This window comes from Flavobacterium rakeshii (assembly GCF_009741375.1).
Lineage (GTDB): Bacteria > Bacteroidota > Bacteroidia > Flavobacteriales > Flavobacteriaceae > Flavobacterium > Flavobacterium rakeshii.
Window position 1 is genome coordinate 159,903 of sequence record NZ_WOWP01000024.1, and the last position, 24,349, is coordinate 184,251.

The window sequence follows — 24,349 nt, forward strand, 5'->3', positions numbered from 1 at the left end:
GAATTAAAATCTGAAGTGAGAGAATGCTTTGTTAGCCTCTGCCATCTTATGAGTATCCATTCTCTTTTTAACAGCAGCACCTTCTTCCTTAGCAGCAGCTAAGATTTCTGAAGCTAGCCTTTGAGCCATAGATTTCTCATTTCTTTTTCTTGCATAAAGGATCAGCCATTTCATAGCCATAGAGATTTTTCTATCTGGTCTGATCTGCATTGGGATCTGGAAAGTAGCACCACCTACTCTTCGGCTTCTCACCTCAACGTGTGGCATTACATTGTTAATAGCATCTTTCCAAGTTTCTAATGCTGATTTCTCTTCGTCCTGTTTCTTTTGATCTACGATTTCGATAGCATCATAGAATACTTTAAAAGCAGTTGATTTTTTACCGTCCCACATTAAGTTGTTTACAAAACGTGTTACTAACTGATCATTAAACTTTGGATCTGGTAAAAGAGGTCTTTTTTTGGCCTGTCTTTTTCTCATGTCTTTACTTTAAAAGTTTTTTTAAAATTACTTTTTGTCTTTAGGGCGTTTTGCACCATACTTAGACCTTCTTTGAAGTCTACCGTTAACACCGGCAGTATCCAAAGCACCACGTACAATGTGGTATCTAACTCCTGGTAAATCTTTAACCCTTCCACCCCTAACTAATACTATCGAGTGCTCCTGTAGATTGTGACCCTCACCTGGGATGTAAGCATTCACCTCGTTACCGTTTGTTAAACGAACCCTTGCAACTTTACGCATTGCAGAATTCGGTTTCTTAGGTGTAGTAGTGTAAACACGTGTACAAACCCCTCTTCTTTGAGGACAAGAATCTAAAGCAGCCGATTTACTCTTCTTAGTTATCTGGGCTCTCCCTGTTCTTACTAATTGCTGAATTGTTGGCATAATTAATATTAAAAATTTCTTATGTTTTAAAAACCCGCTTTTTTCGGGGATGCAAATGTATAAATTAAAAATTACAAAACAAATCTTAATCCATTAATTTTCAAACGAATTGTATTCAAAATTGCCCCAATATATTTTTTGCACTTTTTTTGCGTTACTTTTACCGTATCAAGACTCAAAAATTGAAATACCTTTTATCCATATACACTCTTTTGTTTTTTTCTTTTTGGGCAAACGCCCAAAATTACTATTTGAAAGCAGAAGGCAAAACCGATACTGAAACGAAAATTATCGATTCTGTTGGTTACAACAAATCACACGCCAATGCAAAATCAGTTAATGACGAAGCAAAAAAACTAACTGCCACCTTACAAAGAAAAGGATACCTTGAAGCACACATTCAGGATTATATAAAAACAAACGACACTACTTTTGTATACAGTTTTAGTACCGGCATCAAAACCAACACCTTATATATATACACCGGAAAAATATCGGGAGAAGAAAAAGAGCTTCTCAATATTACTCAAGACACCATCACAATACCATTGGAAGAAGCCGAAAGTTTTATGACATCTAACACCAAACTACTGGAACAGAAAGGCTACTCCATAAGCTCGGTACAATTATCAGACTACAACAAAGTAAACAACTCCCTTTATGCCTCCCTACTGCTAAAAACAGAAAAGAAGAGAACCATAAACGGACTGACTATAGAAGGATACAAAAACTTCCCCGAAGGAATAAGACGAAATATACTGCGACAGTATAAAGGAAAAACTTTTAACCAAAGTAATCTGGAACACATTTACAAAGACTTCAACTCATTGCGTTTTGTAACCCAACCCCGTTACCCTGAAATCCTTTTTAAAGAAGACAGTACTAATATATATGTGTACCTTGAAAAAGGAAAACCAAATACTTTTGACGGTTTTATAGGCTTTACCAACGACGATAGCGATAACATTATTTTTAACGGATATGTAGACATCCTGCTTAATAATGTATTAAACTCAGGCGAGAAATTTAACCTGTACTGGAAAAGCGACGGACAAAAACAAACCACCTTTAACGCAGCACTGGAGCTACCCTACATATTTAAGAGTCCGCTTGGAATAAAAGCCAGCCTTAAAATATTTAAGCAGGACAGCACTTTCCAAAACACGGTAACCGACCTTAACCTTGGTTATTACTTTAGCTACAACTCAAAACTGTTTTTAGGTTACCAGCAAACCGAATCTGTAGATATTCAAAATTTAAACAGCAGCACCCTTAGCGACTACTCCAATCATTTTTGGACCACCACTTATGAGTATGCTAATTACAATACCAACGATTTTTTATTCCCCGAAAAAACCAGCCTTGAAGTTAAAGGCGGACTGGGACAACGGGACTCTAAAACCGGAAGCAGCAACCAGTATTTTATTCAACTGGAAGCATCACACAACTTATACCTAAACGACAGGAATATAATCAACCTCAAAAACCAAACGTTTTATTTAGAAAGCGACAATTATATAGTGAGTGAACTGTATCGTTTTGGAGGAATTAATTCCTTTAGAGGATTTAATGAAAACAGCCTACAGGCAAATCTCTACACTGCGCTTATAGCAGAATACCGCTATGTACTCGCTCCAAACATGTACATCCATTCCATTACCGATTACGGATACATTCAGGATGAGACATCAAACATAAAAGATAATCTGTTGGGACTAGGGTTTGGTTTCGGACTTTTAACCAAAACCGGACTCTTCAATATTATATATGCTAACGGAAGCACAAAAGATCAAACCATAAAGTTATCCAACTCTATTGTACACCTTAGCTTTAGAACTACTTTTTAAAAACAAAAAAAGCCGCTTGATTAAGCGGCTTTTTCTTTATATAAACGTAATTAGTCTACTATTACCTTAACAGTATATACCTTATTAGAATGTATTTTTAAAACATACACCCCGCTTGGTAAACTTTGATTGATTAACGAATAATTATAATCGTTTATGTTTTTAGACGAATAGAACAGGTTACCTGTCATATCAAACATATCAATTTTATCAATTGGGTATTTTGATTTGATATAAGTTTTCTCTCCTTTTTTAACCGGATTAGGATAAACCATTACGCCGGTTTCACTACTGTATTCAGAAACACCCATACTATCATCCTCAACCTCAAAAGAAATTCTGTTAGACACCTCATTGTATGAATCGTTAGTAAACATTACTATAAAGTAATCTCCCGGCTCGGCAGGCATATTCTCATCAGGTATAACCTTAGTACCTTCCGGCTGCCCGTCAAAATAAGTATAACTTACAAGCTCATCAACATTTGGATCATCTCCCTCATGGTAAATCCCCAACCAGTCTTTTATTATACCCGGCGCATCGGTCCAAGTGGCAATAATATTCTCATTTAAGTTATAAACCGTTTTATTAATCATAAGCTGAGTGATTTGCTCACCTACCTGGAAAAACACTTTATTTCCTATACTATAATAACCATCCTGTAAATAATACTCTGCATAATAATACCCATCAGCCAGTCCCTCAAAAGTAAAACTACCGTCAGCCGAAGTTACATACTGCCATTGTGTAGAGTTTACATCTCCCGGTATGTGTCCCACTTTATAAACACCTATCCAGTCATTTTGCAACTGCGGTCCGTTTTCAAAAGAAACAGTAACCGCATCGCCTGAACCGTATACCTCTTCATCTGTACTTAACTCAACAAACGGCCCAACATAAAACACCTGCCTATCGGCTACTTCAGTATAACTGTCGTTTTCAAAAATGGCAGCATAATATCTTCCGTAATCAGCAAAACCATCAAACACTACGTTACCACTATTTTGTCCGTTAAGGTAAGCCCAGTCTTCCGACGGATTACCACTACCCGGCTCCTGCTCTAATTTATACACCCCAATCCAATCGGTATTATTACCCGGCGCATCTGAATAAGAAACCGCAACCGGAGTATTAGGCGCATAAGCAATGGTATCGGTCTGGATAAGTGTATTGGCAAATTCGCTGTTTATAATATTAAACGATTTCACCTCACTCCATTCACTCCAGTTCAGGTTACTATCCCTGTGACGCAGTTTTACAAAATACTGTCCGTTTGGAATTTCGTTTTCAGCTATAGTAAGCTTAGTAATATCTACCCCTTCATTAATATTAGCAGTTGTATCTACCTGCGTACCTACAGGGCCGAAAAGATTTTCGAAATCCCTATACACATCTTTCTCTATAATATCAAACTCAGGTGTTTTACCTATTAAGAATTGTGTAGAGTTCAAAGGCTCCTCTGAAGTTGTAGCATACTCACTACCTTCAATTACAAGCGGAAGCTCAACATCACCTCCGTTAAAATCGTTTTCAATTGTTGGCGTATCCGGCGACTCTAACCCCAAGTAACGGTGAAACTCATCCATAAGCTCGTTGTTCTTCCATGTATACACACTACCTATAGAGTAAGCCTCAACATCAAAAGTACCGTTGTTCACATCGATATCAATTATCTGATAGATCCAGTTTGATATTGTTTTCTGCACATCTTCAAAATCCTCTTCTACAGCCATACCCCAATATTGATCCCAAGCTACACCTCCGGATATGATTTGGTAAGTTGGTGTATTTTTTAATTGACCTCTATGGTACAGGTGATGGTGTGCACCTATATGTAATATATGTTTTGGTGATGTTACTAAAACCGGCATAACAGTATTACGAACCCAGGTAGATATATCACCCACATACTGTTCTGCCTGATACGGCCTGTGACCTAATGATATAATCCAGTCTACCGTGTCGTCATTATTTGCTGCTTCAAGAACCTGAGTAACCCAGTTAAGTTGCTGTAAACCGGTATGCTCTGTATCTAGAGCTATAAAAAGAGTATTACCCACCTGATTCGCATAATAATCTTCGGTTCCTGAAGTAATTCCCTGATAAGACATCTCATCCAGTATGTAATGATTATAGTAAGCCTGCATACCCAGTGTACCATAAGTTTCATGATTACCTACAAGTGTTTGTATAGGTAAATAACCCGACAAAGCTTTATTCTTTTTAAAGTGTACATTTTCATAATGATCCAACGTACCAACATCTACCTGATCCCCTACCATAACAGTAAGCGCAATATTATCTGCCGGATCTGCATCAATACCCCATTTATCAGCTATCTTTCTTTTTGCTGCCGATACTAATGAGTCAAAACGGGGAACATTCCTCATTTGATTATCTCCCAATACAAGGAAGCGAAGGTGTCCGTCTTCAGTAGCAGCCTCACCCGGCATAGGAAGTGTTTTAAAAGAGTAAACCTCAGAAACTGCTTCTCCGGTTTTAACCCTATAATAGTATTTTGTGTTTGAAGAAAGCCCTTCAATCTTAACAGTATGATAATAATAGTTATCCTGATACCCGGTATCATTAAAAACCTGATTAGTTCCGTTAACCGTGTTAGCCAGATTATTTTCCGCTGTTCCGTACTCAACTACTGACTCAGGGTTAGATTCTGTTTTCCAGTTAACATAAATTGAGTTTGTGGTTGGTGCCTGTAAATAAGGATTTAACGTTTGTGCGTAACCTCCCAAACCTAAAGCACAGAAAAAAATCACTAAGTAAATTCTGTTCATTGTTTATGATTTAAAGTTTTATGATGAATGATGCGCAAAATTACCCCTACTAATCACGACAGCGATTACAAAAAGTTTAAGCATGAGTTAACAAAACTGCATCATATAAAGTCCAAAAACAGTAAAAACAAAAAAGCTACCTGTCTCCACAGATAGCTCCTTTAAACTAAACTAAAACTACTTAATCTACTATTACTTTTTTGTCCGCATCAAAAGTAGACTGTTACAATCGTTTTTAAATTACATCATCTTTAAATTAGGGTTAAAGAAATGCGAAGAGTGTTTTGTTAAAAAAATCTAAAAATCGAAATTTTTATAACACTTTTAACAATATTAGTTTTAAATCAACACACATTTACTACAATTTAGCTAATTTTTTCCTACAAAAAATCTTAAAAATCTCTTAAAATTATAAAATATATCCAAAAAAATTTGGAATAATAGTTTCAACATAAGAAATTTGGTTAACTAACTCAAATCTATTTCAATGAAGACAAAACTAAAGGGATTATTGACGCTCTTCTTTGCGTTGATAATGCAAATCTCATTTGCGCAGGAGAGGACAGTTTCGGGTACTGTCATAGACCAGACAGGTTTTCCGCTTCCGGGTGTTAACGTTTTAATTAAAGGAACAACAAACGGAGTTCAAACGGACATCGATGGTAAGTATGAAATTAAAGTCGGTCCGGATCAGGTTCTGGTTTTTAGTTACATTGGGATGAAAGCACAGGAAGTTCCTGCTTCATCGACCACAGTAAATGTAACATTAGCAGACGATACCACCGAACTGGATGCCGTAGTTATTACAGCGGTAGGTATTAAACGTGAAAAAGCATCGATTGGTGCTGCCACATCAACCATTAGATCTGAAGAGATCGAAAAAGGTGCACAGGGGGATATTGCTAACGCTATTAAAGGTAAAGTTGCCGGTGTTGTAATTTCCAATGCATCTACAGACCCGGGTGCTTCATCTGGGGTTATCATTAGGGGTATTAGTACACTTGGTGGTAGTAACCAGCCACTTTATGTAGTGGATGGTGTTCCAATTAATGACAACACAAACTTCTCAGACGCTCTGGACGGAGGTTATGACTTTGGGCGTGGATCATCAGACATTAACCCTGATGACATTGAAAGCATGACAATACTTAAAGGTGCATCTGCAACAGCACTTTATGGTTCGCGTGCTGCAAATGGTGTTATCATGATTACAACTAAAAAAGGTAAAGCCGGAAAACTTGCTGTAGATTTCTCTACAACAACATTTTTCACTTCAATTTTAAGAACTCCTAAATACCAGTCTACTTTTGGACAGGGTTGGGACGGTGTTCACTATTTAGGTGAAAATGGTTCATGGGGTCCTCGCTTTGACGGAACTGTACGTACATGGGGTAATGTTGTAGACAATTCACAACTTATCAAGCCATATGTTTTCCAAAAAGACCAGCTTGAAAACTTTTTTGACGTTGGAACTTCAACATTTACAACAACATCAGTATCAGGCGGTAGCGGAGACAGCAGTGTAAGACTTTCTTACTCAAACCTGCAACAGGATGGTATATATCCTACAGACTCTGACTCTTTTGAAAGAAACACTATAGGTTTATCGGGTAGTTCAAAAATCAAAAATTTCAGTTTAAGTGGTAATTTAAACTATGTTAATACTGGCGGTAGCGCTGTATCTACAGGACAAGGGGTTAATACATATAATAACCTAATGCAAATCCCTACTGATATTCCAATCACAGAATTTGCAGACTACACTAACCCATTCCACAATGTTTCTAACTACTATACACCTTATGGTGTAACCAACCCATATTTTACTCTTAACGAAAATGGTAGTGACTATAATAAAGAAAGAATTTATGGTTCTATCGAGCTTTCTTATGAAATAAATAAATGGTCAAGCGTATCTTACCGTTTTGGTTTAGACCAATACAGTGATAAATTAAGAATATGGACTGCCGAAGTTGATGCAGACCCGGGAAGCCCTAACGATGGTACATCTACAGAGCAGCCTGGTACTTATGCAGAAGCACACAACACTATTAAACAGTTAAACCATGATATACTTTATAACCTGAATTTTGATTTAAGTGAAAAAGTAGGTTTAGCCTCTACATTTGGTTTCAATGCTAACACAAGAGAAGGTAGTTCACTTGCAGCAAGCGTACCTAGCCAGGATATACCTGGGTTTTACTCGTTTGCTAATAGTGCAGATGTGCCTACTATTGCATCTACCAGAAATTCAAGAAAACTTTATGGTGTTTATAACTCAACAACAGTATCATTTAACGACCAGTTATATTTTACAGCTAACTTAAGAAATGACTGGTACTCTACACTTCCAAAAGATCAAAGATCTGTATTTTATGGAGGTGCTAACATGAGCTGGTTATTTACTAACACTTTCCCGGAAATTAAAAATGTAGTTAATTACGGTAAGTTAAGAGTTGGTTATGGTGAAACAGGGGTTGATACAGATCCATACCAGGTACTACCTATATATGCTTTAGGTAGCACAGACAACCAAGGATTTAGAAACTACAACTATCCTGTAAACGGAATAACTGGTTATGAAGTAGGTAACAGACTGGCAAACCCAGACCTAAGACCAGAAAGAAGAAAAGAGTTTGAAGTAGGTATTGAAGCCTCTTTCTTTGACAACTTAATCTCTATTGACGCAACATACTATGATGCAAAAGTAGAAGACCAGATATTAAACCTTCCGTTAGCACCTAGTAGCGGTTATACAAACCAAACTGCAAACATTGGTACTATATCTAACAAAGGTTTTGAAGCTTTACTTACTTTAAATCTTATAAGAAGTAAAACTGATGGTTTTGAGTGGAGTACTTCGGTAAACTTTGCAACAAACAATGCAATACTTGAAGAGCTTGACCCACGTATCCAACAGGTAGACCTTGGCGGTTTAAGTACAACATCACTTATAGCAAGACCGGGAGAGCCTATTGCTCTTATTATGGGTAGTGTTCCGGAAACAGATCCTGACGGAAACATTGTAGTAGATGCTAATGGTGTGCCAATTGCTTCATCTGTAAAAGAGGTTTATGGTGATACACAATATGATTATACCATGGGTATTGGAAATACCTTTAGATGGAAAGGTGTAACACTTGATTTTACATTTGATATACGCCAGGGAGGTTTAATGTACTCTCGTACTGCAGACATTACACGCTTTACAGGTAACTCTATAACAACAACATACAACGATCGTCAGCCATTTATCGTACCTGGATCGGTAGTTAAAAATGTAGCTGATGACGGTAGCATTTCTTACTCTCCTAACACAACTGCAGTTGATGTAGAGCACATGGATGATTATTACAGAGCTGATGCACTTGCAAGAGCAACAGTAATTGACAAGTCGTTCATTAAACTAAGAGAGGTTGTTTTAAGCTACGATTTACCATCTGAATTATTAGGTGACGGATTTATACAAAGATTACAGGTATCTGCCATAGGCCGTAACCTATTCTTATGGACACCTAGAAGCAATCAGTACATTGACCCTGAAGCTTCAACATTTGGTACAGATTTACGTAGTCAGTTTGGTGAATTTAGCGCGAACCCTTCAACAAGAAGTATCGGTTTCAGCATTAAAGCAAACTTTTAAAAAAAATTATCATGAAAAATATATTTAAAATATTCTTACTATCATTTGTGGTAGTCTTTACATCCTGTGAAGATGATTTGGATATAAATACCGATCCAAACTCACCTCCGCAAATAACAAAAGGGCTGGCTTTAGCTTCAGCAGAAGCTTCCCTTGTAACTGTTTTGGGTGGTGAATTAACTAACCTAGGAGGTTTTTGGGCACAGTACCATACACAATCCCCTAGTGCCAGCCAATATGAAGTTTTTGATCAATATAACTTAACAACGTCATATGCCGACAGGCTTTGGACCGAGCTTTATGCAGGATGTCTTAACGACCTTCAATTCGTTATAGACGAAGCTGAGCAGGATGGCGATACAGGAACTGTAGTTATTGCTACGTGTTTAAAAGCATATACATTTCAACTACTTGTAGATTTATTTGACGGAGTTCCTTACACTGAAGCTCTTCAGGGCATTGACAACATTACACCTGCTGTAACTTCAGGTGAGGATGTTTATACAGGCTTAATGGCCGAGTTAGATGCTGTGGTAGCTGCATATGAGGCAAATCCTGTTAACGGAGGTGTTGGATCGCAAGATCAGATATACGGAGGTAATGTAGCAAGGTGGATACAGTTTGCAAATACATTAAAACTAAAAATGTATGTTAGAATGGCTTACACATCAATGGCTAATTCAGCAGCTGTTAATGCATTAATTGCAGATGACAACTTTATAACAGCCGATGCCGCCTTTACAAACTTTGGAGATTCTCAAAATCAAAGAAACCCATTCTACGAAGTTCAGATAGACCGACTTGGAGATGTAAATAATATTGCGAGCAACACATTACGTGATTTTTATGAAGCCAATGGTGACATTAGAATTCAGGCAGCTTATAGACCTGCAGGAGAAGACCCATTAAACTTCCCTTCAATTTCACAGGGTACAGGTAATGACTTTAATAATACAGCAGTTGCATACGGAAGACCTAATGTTTGGCAAAAAACTCCTGTTTTCTTAATGTCTATGTCAGAAAGCAACTTCCTTCAGGCTGAAGCTTTAATACGCTATGCTGCCGGAGCAGGAGCTAAAGAAAAATATGACAACGGTGTACTACAATCTTTCCTTACTTATTCAAGGTATTTTCAAAAAGATGATGATCTAACTGATACTGAAGAAAACCTAGTGCCTGTGTTTACAGCAGAGGAAGCAACTATTGCAGCTATGGCTCTTACTGATGCTGGAGGCGTATATGAGTATGATGCTACAGGAGATACCGAAGCTTTAGTAAGACAGGTTATAATCCAAAAGTGGGCTTCTTTACCTTATATAAACAATATTGAATCTTATATAGAAGCAACAAGAACTAAATTTCCTGAAGTAGTACCTGAAGGAACACAAGATTATTCAGCAGGAAATAGGATACCATCTGCTATTTCAACATTACCGAATGTACAAATACCTAGTATATTGTTCTATCCGGATGATGAAGTAAACAGAAATCCTAATATAACTCAGCACACGAGCCTTACTGATAATGTTTGGTGGGATCAGAAAACAGAATAATTTCAAAAAACTAAAGTCATGAAAATATTACATAAAACAATAAAAGCAGGATTAATTTTATCTCTTGCCATATTGGCTTCCTGCGGATATGAAGATCCTGTTGGTACTACAAAGGTTACTTATTATCCTTTATTAGAGATGAATGGATCTTCAACCGAAGTCCTTTCTGTAGGAGATACATACACTGAAGAGGGAGCATCGGCTACTGAAGCTGGTCAAGAAATCGAGGTTACGACAGTAGGATCTGAAGATGTAGACACCAGTACTCCGGGAGTATACAATGTTTATTACTCTGCAGTAAACAGTGATGGATTCTCAACCTCACAAAGAAGAATTGTAATTGTACTTAGTGCTGACCCAAGCGCAATTGACCTTGAAGGAACATTTTTTAGAAATGGCAACCCTAATACAGTTACAAGACTTGACGACAGAATATATCAGTGTAATAATGCCGGAGGCTTACCTCTTTCTGATTCAAAAAATCTTCTAAATGTAACATTCTACAACTTAGATGATACTCATGTATATGTACCTTTCCAGGTAGATGCATCAGAATCAGGAATAGATGTAGAAAGTAATATTGGAAATATAATCAGTGAAGACTCTTTCAACTGGGTACTTACGGCTTCTGCTTATTACGGTACCGCAACTCGTAATTTCACAAGATAAAAGAGAACAATATGAAAAAAATAAAATCAAATATAGTACACATCTTCCTATTAACACTTTTTACAACATTGATTGTTTCTTGTGACGAAGATGGTTATGATGACTACGGTATGGAAACCAACCCGTCTATCGAAATGAACGGTGAATGGTGGATAGATATAATAGATGAAGCATCGGGCGATGTATTAGCACAGCACATACTTCATAAAACTTATGACACAAATGCTGGAGACAGCAGAATGTTTATAGATGATGACCAAAACGGTTACTGGATAAAGGGTACTGTAGCAGTAGACCTTAACAACTTTACTTTCAACACCACAGATGAGGAAAATTTAGTGGACCCAGGAAGTACTTTTAATGTAACCGATGGTAAGATACTTAAAAACGCTTCAGTTACCGAATCAGGTGTTGTAGTTGACAGTATCTACTTTAAAGGGGAGTTTAGTTATGATCCGGGTACAATAATCATCTTCGCAGGACACAAAAGAACCGGCTTTTTGGAAGATGAGTATTAAAAGAGAAACTTCGTCTCTTAAAACCACCCTTAACAGGGTGGTTTTTTTATACCTTTGCAGCATGGAAAAAGAACATCAGATTTTTGGAATAAGGGCCATTATGGAAGCCATAAATGCCGGTAAGGAAGTTGATAAGGTTTTTATTCAGAAAGACGCTCAGGGAGACCTGATGCGTGAACTGATGAAAACCATAAAGAAAAACAGCGTTAATTTTAGTTATGTTCCGGTAGAAAAACTAAACAGGCTTACACACAACAACCATCAGGGAGCTGTGGCTACTATTGCACCTGTAAGCTTCCATAATTTAGAAACACTTGTTGAAACTGTTTTAGAAAGTGGTAAAACTCCTCTTTTCCTTATACTGGATCAATTATCTGATGCCCGTAACTTTGGAGCAATTATCCGAACTGCCGAATGTACGGGAGTTGACGGCATTATTATCCAGAAACAGGGATCGGCACCAGTGAATGGTGATACAGTTAAAACATCGGCAGGAGCGGTTTTCAATGTACCTATATGTAAGGTTGAGCATATTAAGGATGCTATTTTCCACTTACAGGGATCGGGCATTAAAACAATAGCAGCGACCGAGAAAACCGAAAGCACCATTTATGATGTAGCTTTTAATGAACCTGTAGCAATTATAATGGGATCTGAAGACAGAGGAATCAATCCTTGTGTTTTAAAAATAGTAGACGAAAAAGCCAAACTACCTATGTTTGGAACTATTTCATCCTTAAATGTATCGGTTGCCTGTGGCGCCTTTTTATATGAAGCAGTAAGGCAGCGACTTTAGTCTGCCTTTTCTTCTTCTATATCTCCTCCCCCCTCCTCTTCGGCCGGTATAGGGATATAATTATAAACTATACGAAACACCGGCGCATTGTGTGTATGTGATGCCGTACTAAGATTACCTTGTGTAACCTGTGTAACCGGCTCGCCATGTCCATCGGTAAGTTCTTCCTCAGGTTCAGGTTTAGGAGGGTTTACAAAATTACCATTCTCATCAAAGCGCTTCATGAAGGGATCCTGGCTGGGATCAAAATCAGGTCTTTGCCAATCGTAAGTAATTTGTTTTTTATATTGTGGTGTAGAATAAATTCTTGAGAAAAGTATACCGGTAATAAGTCCGCCTAAATGCCCTTCCCACGATATCCCTTCTTCAATATCTGGAAATACATACCAAATCATACCTCCGTAAAACATCACAATTAAAAGCGAAAGAGCTACCAGCCTGTAATAACCACTTTGCATTCCTTTAAAAAACATAAAGCTCACCAGTACATATATGAGTCCGCTTGCACCAATATGATAGGACTCCCTCCCTATTAACCAAGTAATAAAGCCCGACAGCAACACTCCATATACAAGAACCTGTAACGCCTGCTTACGGTAAAAATACCTTAACCCGGCAATAAGCACCAATAACGGAATAGAGTTATTATACAAGTGTTCAAGACTACCGTGCAGAAACGGACTAAACACTATCCCTCTCAAGCCCTTTAATGTGCGCGGATAAATACCAAATTCGGTTAAATGAAGGTGAAACTTTCCGTCAGCCCAAAACACTATCCATAGCAGCAATACAAAGTAAAGCGGCCATGCCAGTACAGAAGGTGAAAATTTAAATTGGTTGTCTTGCTGGTTATTAATCATGATGTTTACAAATCAAAAATACAACCATTATTAAACCTCTGTAATTTTGTCAGTTTCACTTAACATATTCAACATCCATCCTGAAATAATGGTGTTTCTCAAAAAGCCACATATAACACTCACAATCCGAAGCATATTCAAGCCTGTATGAAAATCTATCATCTGTTCTCGAAGCTCGGCTCAACAAAGGAACAGCAGATATAACACCTACTTTAGCCTGAATAAAATCAATATCATAAAATTCTCTTTCAGGTATTATAAAAACTAAAAACAATCCTTCTTCTGGGACTTTAATATTATAATTTGTGACATCTGCTCCAGCCCAATTTTTCCCCTTCTCATTCTCCACTAACAAATCATTTTCAATTAGCGGAACTGCCGGTCTTCCATCGTCACCTACAGTGTAAATATTAGCTTTAAAAGGTAAATACTTTAACCCTTTCACACCACTGTAATCCCTTACCCTGAATTTAATTTTCTTTATAATTCCTTTATCTTCAAAAGGTATAAAAGTCGCCGCTTTATCATTCCATCCAAAATTAACCGGAGAATAATTCTTATCTCTTTCCTTTCCTATTACCACTTCATTTAACTCATACTGTGAAGGTCTTAGGTAAACCAAAGACTTCATCCTTAACGCAAGGCTATCAACCTCCAGTAATTCATACGATACATGTGTCAGCCTGATTTTATTGAAGCTTATCTTGACAGTTAATTCACCATGAGCATTAGTCTCACCAATAAATTTATCGTCTACAAATACATTAACTTTTTCAATTGCCAAAGAATCCTTTAACGATAAAACTTTTAAAGGAAGCTTTTGCGCATTAATGATTTGATAGTAACCAAGAATACATAATAAAAAAATCTTCGTAAGGCGAGCAGACATATTATTGTAATTGTATAATTTATTATTTGAAAACGAGCTTAACAAAGCTGTAGTATAAAAGTATACTAATACTCTTCTCCATAATACCACAATTCTGTAATTTTACACCATGGAAGCACCTTTAGCAGAACGCATACGCCCTACACAATTATCTGAGTATATAAGTCAGCAGCATTTAGTTGGTCCAAACGGATCGTTAACCCATCAAATTGCACGCGGAGTAATCCCATCATTAATATTATGGGGCCCTCCGGGAACGGGTAAAACTACGCTGGCGCAAATTATGTCCGAAGAATCCAAAAGACCTTTTTATGTACTGAGTGCAATTAATTCGGGTGTAAAGGAAGTGCGTGATGTTATTGAAAAAGCCAAACAAAGCGGCGGACTTTTCACTTCTAAAAATCCTATTCTTTTTATTGATGAGATTCATCGTTTCAGTAAGTCACAGCAGGATTCACTGTTAGCTGCGGTAGAAAAAGGATGGGTAACATTAATAGGTGCAACTACCGAAAATCCGAGTTTTGAGGTAATCCCTGCATTATTGTCAAGATGTCAGGTATATGTGCTTAATGCTTTTTCTAAAGATGATTTAGAGGCTTTATTGCACCGAGCTATGGAAGCCGACGAAATACTGAAACAGAAAAAAATAGACCTTAGGGAAACCGAAGCTTTACTAAGACTTTCGGGCGGTGACGGGAGAAAGCTCCTAAACACATTTGAGTTGGTTATTAATGCATCTGAAGGAGATGATATTATAATAACCAACGATAGGGTTATGCATCTTGCTCAAAAAAATACGGTGATGTATGACAAAACCGGAGAGCAGCACTATGATATTATCTCTGCTTTTATTAAATCAATTAGAGGGAGCGATCCTAACGGTGCCGTTTACTGGCTTGCCCGAATGATTGAAGGCGGTGAGGATTTAAAATTCATTGCAAGGCGTATGCTTATCTCAGCATCTGAAGATATTGGCAATGCGAACCCTACAGCACTAATAATGGCTAATAATACCTTTCAGGCTGTTTCAACCATTGGTTACCCTGAATCAAGAATTATATTAAGTCAGTGTGCTGTTTACCTTGCTACTTCACCAAAAAGTAATGCTTCATACATGGCTATTGGCAAAGCACAACAGGCAGTAAAACAAACAGGTGATTTACCTGTACCGTTACACTTGCGCAATGCTCCTACCAAATTAATGAAAGAACTGGGCTATGGCGAAGAATATAAATATGCACACGATTACAACAATAACTTTGTTGATCAGGAGTTTTTACCGGATGATATAAAAGGTACGGCTTTTTATGAACCCGGAAATAACAGTCGTGAAAATGCCACCCGTGATTTTCTTAAAAACAGGTGGAGAGACAAGTATAATTACTAATATTAAAACTTAATATTAAGTTCCTGGGTCACAGGCTCATCATTAAGGTAATATTCAAAAATCCATTTTTCATCTTTTTTGAATACAACTCCTGTTACATCCTCCATTTTAGCACTGTAAGAATCTGGCTGTGACGTTTTATACATTTTAAGAACCGATTTTTCGGTTTTATCAAGTAGTTCATAACCATATGATGTAGGCTTAGCATACAACTGATTATCGCTTTTTTTAACAGAAGTACCATCTTCCTTTTTTGTAGCTACATGAGGTGTTGCTTTATCTCCTTTATACTCATAGGTTAAGGCTTTAAAAGACTGAGAAGCATCTCTTAAAGCTGAATAGTATGCTTTTCGTAATTCTTTTTCTTTACTTAATCCTTCGTCTGATTTGAATACTTCCTGATCTACACAGTTTTTCACTACTATTGTAATACCGGTAGAGAGAAACTTAGAATTTGCAACCAAATCAGCATACAGTACTTTGCAGCGATCCATTTTTGCTTCAAAAGGAAGTTCTTCGCCGGAAAAATAGACTTCAAACCCTTTTTTCTCAAACATCATTTTAGTGATAGTATTAAGATTGTACTCATCTTTCTTTGTAAGAAAGTCAAAGATTTGAGGAATAACCACATATTTATAATCACTAATATCTGTACTTTGCGCTTTAACCGATGAAGCAAAAATTAATAAAGCAAGAAGGATAAGTTTTTTCATAATTAGAGAAAGTTTTTTAACTCCAGCAGGTGATTGATTTGGGATATCCCTTCTTTTACCGCCAGTTTGTTTTCATTAAAATAAATAGCGTCCAGTCCGCAATTTAAAGCGCCCTGTACATCGGCCTCAATACAATCACCTACCATAACACCGTGAGGCTTTTCTATATTAGCTGCTTTTAAAGCATATTCAAAAATCCTGGCATCGGGTTTCTTGTACCCTGCATGCTCAGAATTTGTTACTGTTTCAAAATAATGATGAATTTGAGAGTTTTTAAGCTTACCTACCTCCTGTACCCCATTTGTTATTATATGAAGACTATATTTAGCACTTAAATACTCCAATATTTCTACCGCACCATCGTGTAAATGGTTAAAAGTAGGGAGTAGTTCTATATAATCTTCCCACAGGGTATTTATAAGTTCATCATCAATACTGTACTCCACAGCATCAAAAGTTTCCTTTAGCCTTTTATACCTTAGCTCCTGCTGACCTATATGACCATCACGAAACATTTTCCAGTATTTAAGGTTAATGGGAATATACAACTTTATAAACTCAGGAATATTCACTCCTACCTCATGCTTTTGCAATATGGCTTCAAAAGTAAGAGCTGAGTTTTTCTCGAAATCCCATAGGGTATGGTCAAGATCAAAAAAAACAGCTTTCTTTTCGGAAAGTTTCATAAACTGATTATTGTTTTACTATAACGGCATTTTCAATATGATAAATCCAGTCGTCCACATCACTGTCATTATACCTAAAAGTTCCCTGTAGTGTTACATACTGGTCGGTTTTCAGTCTCATATTAGGATCCTTGAACTTAATCCCCATAATGGTTTCAGGTCCAGCCTGACCACAAAAGAAACAAGATGCAAAAACGTTTTTACTAAGTGCATACGCTTTGTTGTCTATAGGGATAATAAAACCACTCATCACTATAGTCTTTTTGCTTTTTGCTTTTAGTGTTGAATTCACTACCGGAAACATTACCCCCTCAGGATAATCATCACTCGCCTTTTTTACATATTTTATTTCACCCAGAAGTTTCCACGATAGTGTATCTGCAAAAACCTCTACATTGTCTTTAACCCTTGATTGCTTTATAAAACCCGAAGCGTTTACAGATGGTGTACGCATAGACATCAACATTAACCCCGAGAACATAATAACTGCTACTACTAAATAATTTTTACGCATTTGCCAGTGTTTTAGAAATATTTAAACCATAAGCCTTAACCGCAGGTATAACCGCTGCTAAAACCCCTACAAAGATAGTGAGCAGGAATAAATATCCCTCTTTTTCCCACACAAACTCTAAGGGATTGAACGAAATTTTAAATTCGCTTTCAGACGAACCCGAAATAAGGCTTAATGCCAATCGTCCAACAATCGTTCCAAAAATATATCCGGTTACACAAAGTAAAAGACTCTCTATAAGCACCAGCATTAATAGCTGAAGCCTACTTGCCCCGTTAACACGTAATAAAGCAAACTCATACTTTCTCTCTTTAAGCGTATTGAACAAAGCAATAAAGATACTGATACCCGATATAAGCATTATACCATAAGCCAAATACTGCAAAGCATCTAACCCGATACCAAATAGTGTAAACAGCCTGTTTATCTCTATAGCAGGAAGTGCTCCCTGCATTTTTGTGTTTTGAGGTATTAACCTTGGCCAGGTAACTATTGCCATTTTACTTTTAAACTTAAGTAATACAGCCGTAATCTCTTTTCCTTCTTCGCTTACCGGCACATCTACATGGTCGTGGGCGTGAGCTTCTTCAGCGTGATGGTCGTGATCATGGTCATCGTCGTGGTGATGAGCCTCTTCTGCCGCAGCATGTCCCTCATCATTATGCATCTCTTCGGTTGCTTCGTGGTCATGATGGTCATGATTGTGGTCATCATGATTATGCGCCTCTGTTGTTCCTTCTTCATCATGATTGTGTTCGTGCTCATGATCGTGCATCGCCCAAACACTAGGTATATTACATAGTATTAAATTATCTACCACCTTCCCTGTATGAGAAGCAATACCCGTTACTATATAGGCATGATCCTCGTGCACCTCTCCTTCTTCAGAATCACCATGAGAACCGAAAAACTTATCGCCAACCTTAATGTTCATTTTTTGTGCCACAGCACTCCCCACAACCACATCAAAATTATGCTCAAATACTTTTCCTTCACTTAACTCTGCTCCGTACTTTGTAAGATATTCGGGAGTTGTTCCCACTATCCTGAATCCATGGTAATTATCACCAAAGGCTAATGGTATAGCTGTTTCCACAAAGCGGTGGTTCATCCATTGTTTAGCTTCGGCATAATCAATATTACCGGTAGGTGCATCTACCTGATAAACCGATGACAGTATAAGCTGCAATGGGCTACCCTGAGCACCAAGCACCATATCTATACCGTCTATATTATCGTTGAATTTTTTCTCAAACTGATCCTGCAGCAATATAAGCAGGGTAATTATAGCTACACTCGCCGTTAACAATATTATACTTAGTATAGTATTAAGCGGCTTGAACCATATATTTTTCCAGGCAATTTTAGTAATCATGATAAAGTGATTTGATTAGGGAAACGGTCTTTTAACCTCTGGTCGTGAGTAACTATTACCAAAGCAGTTCCAAATTGTTTTGCCAACCCCGAAAGCATATCGGCTACCTTATAGGCATTTTCGTCATCCAGACTTGAAGTAGGCTCGTCTGCAAGCAGTAATTTAGGCTCGTTGATTAGCGCACGGGCTATTGACACCCTTTGTTGCTGACCTATACTTAACTGTGATGGCAGTTTATGTAAGTGATCTTTAAGATCCAACTGTTCCAAAAGCTGTTTTGCCTTTTCGGCTGCCTGATGACCTGTTGCCAGCCATGATGCCAGCACCACATTTTCCAGTACACTTAGTGATGCCACAAAGTAGGCCTGTTGTAATACCAACCCTATATTTTTACCGCGAAAATGATCCAGTTTCCTGTCTGAAAGAGACGACAGGTTTGTTTCATCTATAAGCACATCTCCTGATTCCGGTTTTAGTAAGCCTCCAAGAATATGCAGTAATGTAGTTTTACCTTTCCCCGACCCTCCTGTTATTAACAAACTGTCTCCCTTTGAGGCTACTATATTGGGAAACTGAAAAGAGGTGCCTTTACCATAGGAAAAGCGAATATCTTTTGTAGTAATCATCATTCTTTATTTAGACGCCCTGCAAGTTAGCGAAAATAGGGCGATAATAAAACGGCATTAACCTAACATTTACCCTATTTCGCCGCATTAAATTAATTTTAAATAAAAACATTATCGTACAAGACAAAATCTGCTCATTTGTTTAAAGACTTAAACTTATATTTGACTAACCAACACCTACTTTAATCACATCATAAAAAAATGAAGTTCTTAAAAGCCTGCTTCCATATTACAATAATTGCTTTACTAACTATACTTACCCAAACAGGAGGAATTGTATATATCATTGCATTATTAATAAATCCAAAATTTTTAAAAAAGATAAATTCAAAAATATCTTTCCTTTTGCGATTTTTAGTTCTTTACTCATTTGTATCTTTTGTTATCACTCCACCTTTAGCCAAGGTTTTCGGCAGGGTAGCTCTACCTGTGTTTTCAAACAACAGCGTTAAGCCTTTAAATATAATGACATGCTTACTAAACAGAAATTATGTAACTCCTCAATTAAAAAAAAGCATTGAAAGTATATCTGAAAAAATGAATAAGGAATATCCAAATACAGTTATTTCCTATTTAGACGCCAACTTCCCTTTTTATAACGGTTACCCTTTGCTGCCACACTTAAGCCATAATGACGGAAAGAAACTGGATTTAGCTTTTCTTTACAAAGACAACACAGGAAAGGAAGTAAACAAAACAGCCCCTTCCTTTATAGGTTATGGTGTATATGAAAAACCAAAAGGAGACGAAACCAACATTCCTCAAACCTGTACCGAGAAAGGATATTGGCATTACAGTATATTACATAAAATTGTTCCGCAGGGAAATGCAGGTAAATTTACTTTTGACGAGAAAAGAAACAGGGCGCTTATAAATATCATAGCGAAAGAAACAGCTACAGATAAAATTTTTATAGAACCCCATTTAAAAGCACGAATGGAATTAACCTCAAACAAGATAAAATTTCACGGATGCCATGCTATAAGACATGACGACCACATACATTTTGAAATACGTTAAACCCAAAACAATCAGTTACAACATCCCTTCATCGGCAAAACTGAGATAGGCTTTCTCGGTTACTATAACATGATCCAGGATATTTATACTAAGACTTTGCCCTGCCTGCTGCATTTGTTTAGTTATTTGCCTGTCGGGCTCACTAGCCTGTAATGCTCCCGAAGGATGATTGTGTACCAATATCATTCCTGTAGCATTATGTTCCAGTGCCAGTTTAAATGCCAAACGAACATCTACTATAGTGCCTGTTATACCACCTTTACTTAGCTGGGATTTGTATATTACTTTATTAGAATTATTAAGGTACAATACCCAAAACTCCTCATGTGGTAATTCGCCTATAAGTGGCTGCATGATTTCGTAAACCGCTTTACTGGATGTTACCTTTTTCAGGTCGACTGTATCTTCCTCCCTTCTCCTTCGTCCCAGTTCGGCAGCAGCAGCTATAGTAACCGCTTTTGCTTCCCCAATTCCCTTAAAGGTCATTAATTGTTTAACCGATAGTTTTCCGAGAGCATTAAGATTATTATCGACACTTTTTAAGATACGTTTACTGAGTTCAACAGCACTTTCATTGCGGCTGCCCGACCCGATAAGTATAGCTATGAGTTCGGCATCACTAAGAGCTGTTTTACCTTTAAGTATTAGTTTTTCTCGTGGTTTATCGTCTTCTGCCCAATATTTTATTGAGAAGCTTCCTGTGGTTTCTTCCATTTTATTAAAGTAAGGTTTACGAATTTAATTAAAAACTACATACTATTTTATAAAAATATTACGTTAACCTACTAAACACCTTATTAATGAAGCAACTTTTACTATTATTCCTTATCGGTTCCATTTTTAAGGCAGATGTAGAAAAAGACTTCTACGAACGCCTTTCGGATGCTGCAATTACCCTTACCGAAGACTATGTAAGGTATGACCCTTCTTATGTAAAAATCAAATATCCTAACGGCGATGTCCCTGCACACACCGGTGTATGTACTGATGTTGTGATACGCGCTTACCGTAAACTGGACATTGATTTGCAAAAAGAAGTACATGAGGACATGAAGGCTAACTTCTCAAAATACCCTAAGTCGTGGGGGCTAAAATCTACAGATACTAATATTGACCACCGTAGGGTACCTAACCTTCAAACCTTTTTTACCCGTAAAGGAGAAAAATTAACCGTAACAAAAAAGGGAAGTGATTACAAACCGGGCGACCTTGTTACCTGGATGCTGAATGGCAACCTACCCCACATTGGGATTGTAGTAAACAAAAAAGGAAAATCAGGCAATTATATGATTGTACACAATATAGGCAGCGGACAAGTTTTAGAAGACTGCCTCTTTGACTATTCTGTAAGCGGGCACTACCGGTACAAAAAAGAGGGACATTAAGTCCCTCTTTTTTTATTTTAAATCATAACTAATAAGCCTGTATTCTTCGGCTGCGATAGGTGACGACATATATCTGCCGTGCTGAACAATCTTACCTATACCTTTTTGAAAATAATAAAAGGTAGCTACACCATCAAGATAGTCATCATAAAAATGGTCAAAAACACCTACATAAGGATACACAGTATAATTTTGCCCTTCAACAACCACATCTTTAACCTCTTGCAAACTATAACTCATTTCCCCGTTTAGTTCAGTCTCTCCTATCCTGTCATAACTAAAAGTATAATTACGTTCACCAGAATGAATTATGTAGCCGATTTCATTTACAAGTGAACCGTTTTCGTTTACACGTAAAAACTCATCATGCTCATCAACAAGATTTGTCCCGGAATACTCTTTATGCACAAGTCTTGAGTAAATTTCTCCGTCAAACATTTGCGTTCCTGAAACAGTTACACTATCTATTTTTTCTTCAAAGGCTTCAACACCTTCATTGTTTATACGGTACTTTTTATAGACCCAAACACTACCCTGATTAAGGTTAAAAAATTCTGGTTCAGAATTACTTTCGTCATCAGAACATGACATAGTTATGGCTGCCAAAGCCATAATACTTAAAATTTTTTTCATAGCAATTTAATTGGTTTATTTTGTAAATTATTAACTACAAAAACTTTATTATATTGCTTAAAAAAAATTAAATAAGTGTTTTCACATCGTTAAAATTAAGTCCGCCATAGTTACCGCTACTCATAAGTAGCAATGCTACGCCTTCGGTATCATATTTCAAGTGAAATAAATACTCTTTAAAAGCCTCCGGGTTGGTATAAATAATAAGGTCTTCCCTATTAAAAGCTTTCGCTATCTGCTCGTAGGTAACCTCTTGAAGCTGTTTTATTTTCACAGCCTCCGGTGAGTAGAAAACCACAGCCACATCGGCCTTATCTAAAGCACCTTCATACTCTTTTAAAAACTCGGCATTAAGACTGCTGTAAGTATGCAGCTCAAGGCAGGCAATAAGCTTCCTGTCAGGGTACTGATCCTTAACCGCTTTTGTAGTAGCAGCCACCTTACTTGGCGAATGAGCAAAATCTTTATAAGCAACATTTTTACCGTTCTCGGCTATTTTCTCCAGTCGCTTACTCGCCCCTTTAAAAGTAGCTATAGCCTCATAAAAATCGGCTTCATCTACTCCCATATTCTGGCATATCCACTTAGCACCGGCAAGATTATTTAGATTGTGCTCTCCAAACACCTCAATAGGCATAGCACCTTCGGGAGTTTCAAGATATGTCACACCATCTTCAACCGAATAGTCCGGAGTATGGTATGGCAGTTTTCTAATTGGGTTTGAAGCAGCTTCGGCTACACGCTTAACTTCAGGGTCGTTTTCATTATAAACCAGTATACCACCGTTGGTAATTTTTTCAATAAAAATTTCAAACTGCTCTACATAGTTCTCATAGGTTGGAAATACATTAATATGATCCCAGGCAATACCGCTTATAAGTGCAATATTAGGCTGGTACAGGTGAAACTTAGGTCTCCTGTCTATAGGTGACGAAAGGTACTCATCGCCTTCCAGTACTATAAAATCGTTTTCTTCGGTTAAATGCACCATTGTATCAAAACCTTCCAGTTGGGCACCTACCATATAATCTACCTCTATATCATGGTAGTTCATTACATGAAGAATCATACTGGTTATTGTGGTTTTTCCATGAGAACCACCTATAACAACACGGGTTTTGTTTTTAGACTGCTCATATAAAAACTCGGGGTACGAATATATTTTAAGTCCCAGTTCCTGCGCTTTTAACAACTCCGGATTATCGGCTTTGGCATGCATCCCCAAAATTACGGCATCAATATCGGCAGTAAGCTTTTCAGGAAACCATCCCATTTGCTGAGGCAAAAGCCCTTTATTTTCAAGCCTTGTACGCGATGGTTCAAAAATGGCATCATCACTGCCGGTTACCACATATCCTTTTTCGTGAAGTGCCAGTGCAAGGTTATGCATAGCGCTCCCCCCTATTGCTATAAAATGTGTACGCATTTAATTTTAAATTATTTTTTATATAAGCTTCCCAACCTTACAGGGAAAATAATGCTCCATAGTATTAAATACCAAAAGTAATAAAATCATAGCACAACAAGATATTGACTATATAAAAACCCTTATAAA

General features: G+C 37.3%; 22 protein-coding genes. 9 read left to right on the plus strand and 13 right to left on the minus strand.

The annotated features are described in order from the left end of the window. Window positions 1-3: 3 nt before the first annotated feature. Window positions 4-480, minus strand: a complete 477-nt coding sequence (gene rpsG, locus GN157_RS08185) for a 30S ribosomal protein S7 (RefSeq protein WP_035129762.1) — start codon at window positions 478-480, stop codon at window positions 4-6. 27 nt (window positions 481-507) lie between these two features. Then, window positions 508-888, minus strand: coding sequence for a 30S ribosomal protein S12 (gene rpsL / locus GN157_RS08190; protein WP_035129761.1), 381 nt, complete (start codon window positions 886-888; stop codon window positions 508-510). A 251-nt stretch (window positions 889-1,139) separates the two neighbouring features. On the opposite strand from rpsL, the gene GN157_RS08195 reads away from it, so the two are divergent. Further along, the gene (locus GN157_RS08195) at window positions 1,140-2,735 is read left to right on the plus strand and encodes a BamA/TamA family outer membrane protein (RefSeq protein ID WP_231749090.1); all 1,596 of its coding nucleotides are present in this window, start codon (window positions 1,140-1,142) and stop codon (window positions 2,733-2,735) included. Window positions 2,736-2,785: 50 nt separating this feature from the next. Here GN157_RS08195 and GN157_RS08200 read toward each other — a convergent pair whose 3' ends face one another. Beyond that, on the minus strand, window positions 2,786-5,527 hold the full coding sequence (locus tag GN157_RS08200; protein ID WP_157482821.1) for a fibronectin type III domain-containing protein: 2,742 nt from the start codon (window positions 5,525-5,527) through the stop codon (window positions 2,786-2,788). A 487-nt stretch (window positions 5,528-6,014) separates the two neighbouring features. On the opposite strand from GN157_RS08200, the gene GN157_RS08205 reads away from it, so the two are divergent. The 5 genes from GN157_RS08205 (at window position 6,015) to rlmB (ending at window position 12,706) form a co-directional block, all read left to right on the plus strand. Next, window positions 6,015-9,170, plus strand: a complete 3,156-nt coding sequence (locus GN157_RS08205) for a SusC/RagA family TonB-linked outer membrane protein (protein WP_231749092.1) — start codon at window positions 6,015-6,017, stop codon at window positions 9,168-9,170. A gap of 11 nt (window positions 9,171-9,181) precedes the next feature. Further along, a complete protein-coding gene (locus GN157_RS08210) occupies window positions 9,182-10,723 on the plus strand; it encodes a SusD/RagB family nutrient-binding outer membrane lipoprotein (protein ID WP_157482823.1) in 1,542 nt (513 codons plus the stop codon). Window positions 10,724-10,741: 18 nt separating this feature from the next. Continuing rightward, window positions 10,742-11,392 carry a DUF5011 domain-containing protein gene (locus GN157_RS08215; RefSeq protein ID WP_157482825.1) on the plus strand — a complete coding sequence of 217 codons (651 nt, stop codon included), beginning with the start codon at window positions 10,742-10,744 and terminating at the stop codon, window positions 11,390-11,392. An 11-nt stretch (window positions 11,393-11,403) separates the two neighbouring features. Beyond that, window positions 11,404-11,910 (plus strand): lipid-binding protein, encoded by a 507-nt coding sequence (locus tag GN157_RS08220; RefSeq protein ID WP_157482827.1) that lies wholly within the window; start codon window positions 11,404-11,406, stop codon window positions 11,908-11,910. Window positions 11,911-11,971: 61 nt separating this feature from the next. Further along, complete coding sequence (gene rlmB / locus GN157_RS08225; protein WP_157482974.1) at window positions 11,972-12,706, plus strand: 23S rRNA (guanosine(2251)-2'-O)-methyltransferase RlmB; 735 nt, start codon at window positions 11,972-11,974, stop codon at window positions 12,704-12,706. Here the strand turns inward: rlmB and GN157_RS08230 are convergent. Continuing rightward, window positions 12,703-13,566 (minus strand): rhomboid family intramembrane serine protease, encoded by an 864-nt coding sequence (locus GN157_RS08230; protein ID WP_157482829.1) that lies wholly within the window; start codon window positions 13,564-13,566, stop codon window positions 12,703-12,705. The two genes, rlmB and GN157_RS08230, sit on opposite strands and share 4 nt — an antisense overlap. A 55-nt stretch (window positions 13,567-13,621) precedes the next feature. Next, window positions 13,622-14,455, minus strand: a complete 834-nt coding sequence (locus tag GN157_RS08235; RefSeq protein ID WP_157482831.1) for a hypothetical protein — start codon at window positions 14,453-14,455, stop codon at window positions 13,622-13,624. A 109-nt stretch (window positions 14,456-14,564) separates the two neighbouring features. Between GN157_RS08235 and GN157_RS08240 the strand changes: the two genes are divergently transcribed. After that, the gene (locus tag GN157_RS08240) at window positions 14,565-15,842 is read left to right on the plus strand and encodes a replication-associated recombination protein A (RefSeq protein WP_157482833.1); all 1,278 of its coding nucleotides are present in this window, start codon (window positions 14,565-14,567) and stop codon (window positions 15,840-15,842) included. Between the two features lie 2 nt (window positions 15,843-15,844). Here GN157_RS08240 and GN157_RS08245 read toward each other — a convergent pair whose 3' ends face one another. The 5 genes from GN157_RS08245 to GN157_RS08270 are packed head-to-tail and all read right to left on the minus strand — an operon-like array spanning window position 15,845 to window position 19,759. Continuing rightward, window positions 15,845-16,555: a hypothetical protein gene (locus GN157_RS08245; protein WP_157482835.1), complete on the minus strand. Its 711-nt coding sequence runs from the start codon at window positions 16,553-16,555 to the stop codon at window positions 15,845-15,847. A gap of 2 nt (window positions 16,556-16,557) precedes the next feature. Beyond that, on the minus strand, window positions 16,558-17,241 hold the full coding sequence (locus GN157_RS08250; protein WP_157482836.1) for a YjjG family noncanonical pyrimidine nucleotidase: 684 nt from the start codon (window positions 17,239-17,241) through the stop codon (window positions 16,558-16,560). Window positions 17,242-17,248: 7 nt separating this feature from the next. Beyond that, window positions 17,249-17,755 carry a hypothetical protein gene (locus GN157_RS08255; protein ID WP_157482838.1) on the minus strand — a complete coding sequence of 169 codons (507 nt, stop codon included), beginning with the start codon at window positions 17,753-17,755 and terminating at the stop codon, window positions 17,249-17,251. After that, window positions 17,748-19,130: an ABC transporter permease gene (locus GN157_RS17920; protein ID WP_231749094.1), complete on the minus strand. Its 1,383-nt coding sequence runs from the start codon at window positions 19,128-19,130 to the stop codon at window positions 17,748-17,750. Before GN157_RS17920 ends, GN157_RS08255 begins: the two co-directional genes overlap by 8 nt. Next, window positions 19,127-19,759, minus strand: coding sequence for an ABC transporter ATP-binding protein (locus tag GN157_RS08270; RefSeq protein WP_231749095.1), 633 nt, complete (start codon window positions 19,757-19,759; stop codon window positions 19,127-19,129). Before GN157_RS08270 ends, GN157_RS17920 begins: the two co-directional genes overlap by 4 nt. A 462-nt stretch (window positions 19,760-20,221) precedes the next feature. On the opposite strand from GN157_RS08270, the gene GN157_RS08275 reads away from it, so the two are divergent. Then, entirely contained in the window at window positions 20,222-20,776 is a 555-nt protein-coding gene (locus GN157_RS08275) for a hypothetical protein (RefSeq protein ID WP_197429420.1), read from the plus strand. A 15-nt stretch (window positions 20,777-20,791) separates the two neighbouring features. Here GN157_RS08275 and radC read toward each other — a convergent pair whose 3' ends face one another. Then, window positions 20,792-21,490: a RadC family protein gene (gene radC / locus GN157_RS08280; RefSeq protein ID WP_157482841.1), complete on the minus strand. Its 699-nt coding sequence runs from the start codon at window positions 21,488-21,490 to the stop codon at window positions 20,792-20,794. Between the two features lie 86 nt (window positions 21,491-21,576). On the opposite strand from radC, the gene GN157_RS08285 reads away from it, so the two are divergent. Continuing rightward, window positions 21,577-22,161: a DUF1287 domain-containing protein gene (locus tag GN157_RS08285; RefSeq protein ID WP_157482843.1), complete on the plus strand. Its 585-nt coding sequence runs from the start codon at window positions 21,577-21,579 to the stop codon at window positions 22,159-22,161. 12 nt (window positions 22,162-22,173) lie between these two features. Here GN157_RS08285 and GN157_RS08290 read toward each other — a convergent pair whose 3' ends face one another. Continuing rightward, window positions 22,174-22,794: a hypothetical protein gene (locus GN157_RS08290; protein WP_157482845.1), complete on the minus strand. Its 621-nt coding sequence runs from the start codon at window positions 22,792-22,794 to the stop codon at window positions 22,174-22,176. A gap of 67 nt (window positions 22,795-22,861) precedes the next feature. Further along, window positions 22,862-24,220 carry a UDP-N-acetylmuramate--L-alanine ligase gene (locus GN157_RS08295; RefSeq protein ID WP_157482846.1) on the minus strand — a complete coding sequence of 453 codons (1,359 nt, stop codon included), beginning with the start codon at window positions 24,218-24,220 and terminating at the stop codon, window positions 22,862-22,864. Between the last annotated feature and the right edge of the window lie 129 nt (window positions 24,221-24,349).

Excerpts from the sequence above, each read along its gene's own strand:
- GN157_RS08200 (WP_157482821.1), bottom strand. The coding sequence starts at position 5,527 with ATGAACAGAATTTACTTAGTGATTTTTTTCTGTGCTTTAGGTTTGGGA.
- GN157_RS08270 (WP_231749095.1), bottom strand. The coding sequence starts at position 19,759 with ATGATGATTACTACAAAAGATATTCGCTTTTCCTATGGTAAAGGCACC.
- GN157_RS08220 (WP_157482827.1), top strand. The coding sequence starts at position 11,404 with ATGAAAAAAATAAAATCAAATATAGTACACATCTTCCTATTAACACTT.
- GN157_RS08285 (WP_157482843.1), top strand. The coding sequence starts at position 21,577 with ATGAAGCAACTTTTACTATTATTCCTTATCGGTTCCATTTTTAAGGCA.
- rpsL (WP_035129761.1), bottom strand. The coding sequence starts at position 888 with ATGCCAACAATTCAGCAATTAGTAAGAACAGGGAGAGCCCAGATAACT.
- rlmB (WP_157482974.1), top strand. The coding sequence starts at position 11,972 with ATGGAAAAAGAACATCAGATTTTTGGAATAAGGGCCATTATGGAAGCC.
- GN157_RS08295 (WP_157482846.1), bottom strand. The coding sequence starts at position 24,220 with ATGCGTACACATTTTATAGCAATAGGGGGGAGCGCTATGCATAACCTT.
- GN157_RS08235 (WP_157482831.1), bottom strand. The coding sequence starts at position 14,455 with ATGTCTGCTCGCCTTACGAAGATTTTTTTATTATGTATTCTTGGTTAC.
- GN157_RS08250 (WP_157482836.1), bottom strand. The coding sequence starts at position 17,241 with ATGAAACTTTCCGAAAAGAAAGCTGTTTTTTTTGATCTTGACCATACC.
- GN157_RS08290 (WP_157482845.1), bottom strand. The coding sequence starts at position 22,794 with ATGAAAAAAATTTTAAGTATTATGGCTTTGGCAGCCATAACTATGTCA.
- GN157_RS17920 (WP_231749094.1), bottom strand. The coding sequence starts at position 19,130 with ATGATTACTAAAATTGCCTGGAAAAATATATGGTTCAAGCCGCTTAAT.
- GN157_RS08240 (WP_157482833.1), top strand. The coding sequence starts at position 14,565 with ATGGAAGCACCTTTAGCAGAACGCATACGCCCTACACAATTATCTGAG.
- GN157_RS08205 (WP_231749092.1), top strand. The coding sequence starts at position 6,015 with ATGAAGACAAAACTAAAGGGATTATTGACGCTCTTCTTTGCGTTGATA.
- GN157_RS08255 (WP_157482838.1), bottom strand. The coding sequence starts at position 17,755 with ATGCGTAAAAATTATTTAGTAGTAGCAGTTATTATGTTCTCGGGGTTA.
- rpsG (WP_035129762.1), bottom strand. The coding sequence starts at position 480 with ATGAGAAAAAGACAGGCCAAAAAAAGACCTCTTTTACCAGATCCAAAG.
- GN157_RS08210 (WP_157482823.1), top strand. The coding sequence starts at position 9,182 with ATGAAAAATATATTTAAAATATTCTTACTATCATTTGTGGTAGTCTTT.
- GN157_RS08245 (WP_157482835.1), bottom strand. The coding sequence starts at position 16,555 with ATGAAAAAACTTATCCTTCTTGCTTTATTAATTTTTGCTTCATCGGTT.
- GN157_RS08275 (WP_197429420.1), top strand. The coding sequence starts at position 20,222 with ATGACATGCTTACTAAACAGAAATTATGTAACTCCTCAATTAAAAAAA.
- GN157_RS08230 (WP_157482829.1), bottom strand. The coding sequence starts at position 13,566 with ATGATTAATAACCAGCAAGACAACCAATTTAAATTTTCACCTTCTGTA.
- radC (WP_157482841.1), bottom strand. The coding sequence starts at position 21,490 with ATGGAAGAAACCACAGGAAGCTTCTCAATAAAATATTGGGCAGAAGAC.
- GN157_RS08215 (WP_157482825.1), top strand. The coding sequence starts at position 10,742 with ATGAAAATATTACATAAAACAATAAAAGCAGGATTAATTTTATCTCTT.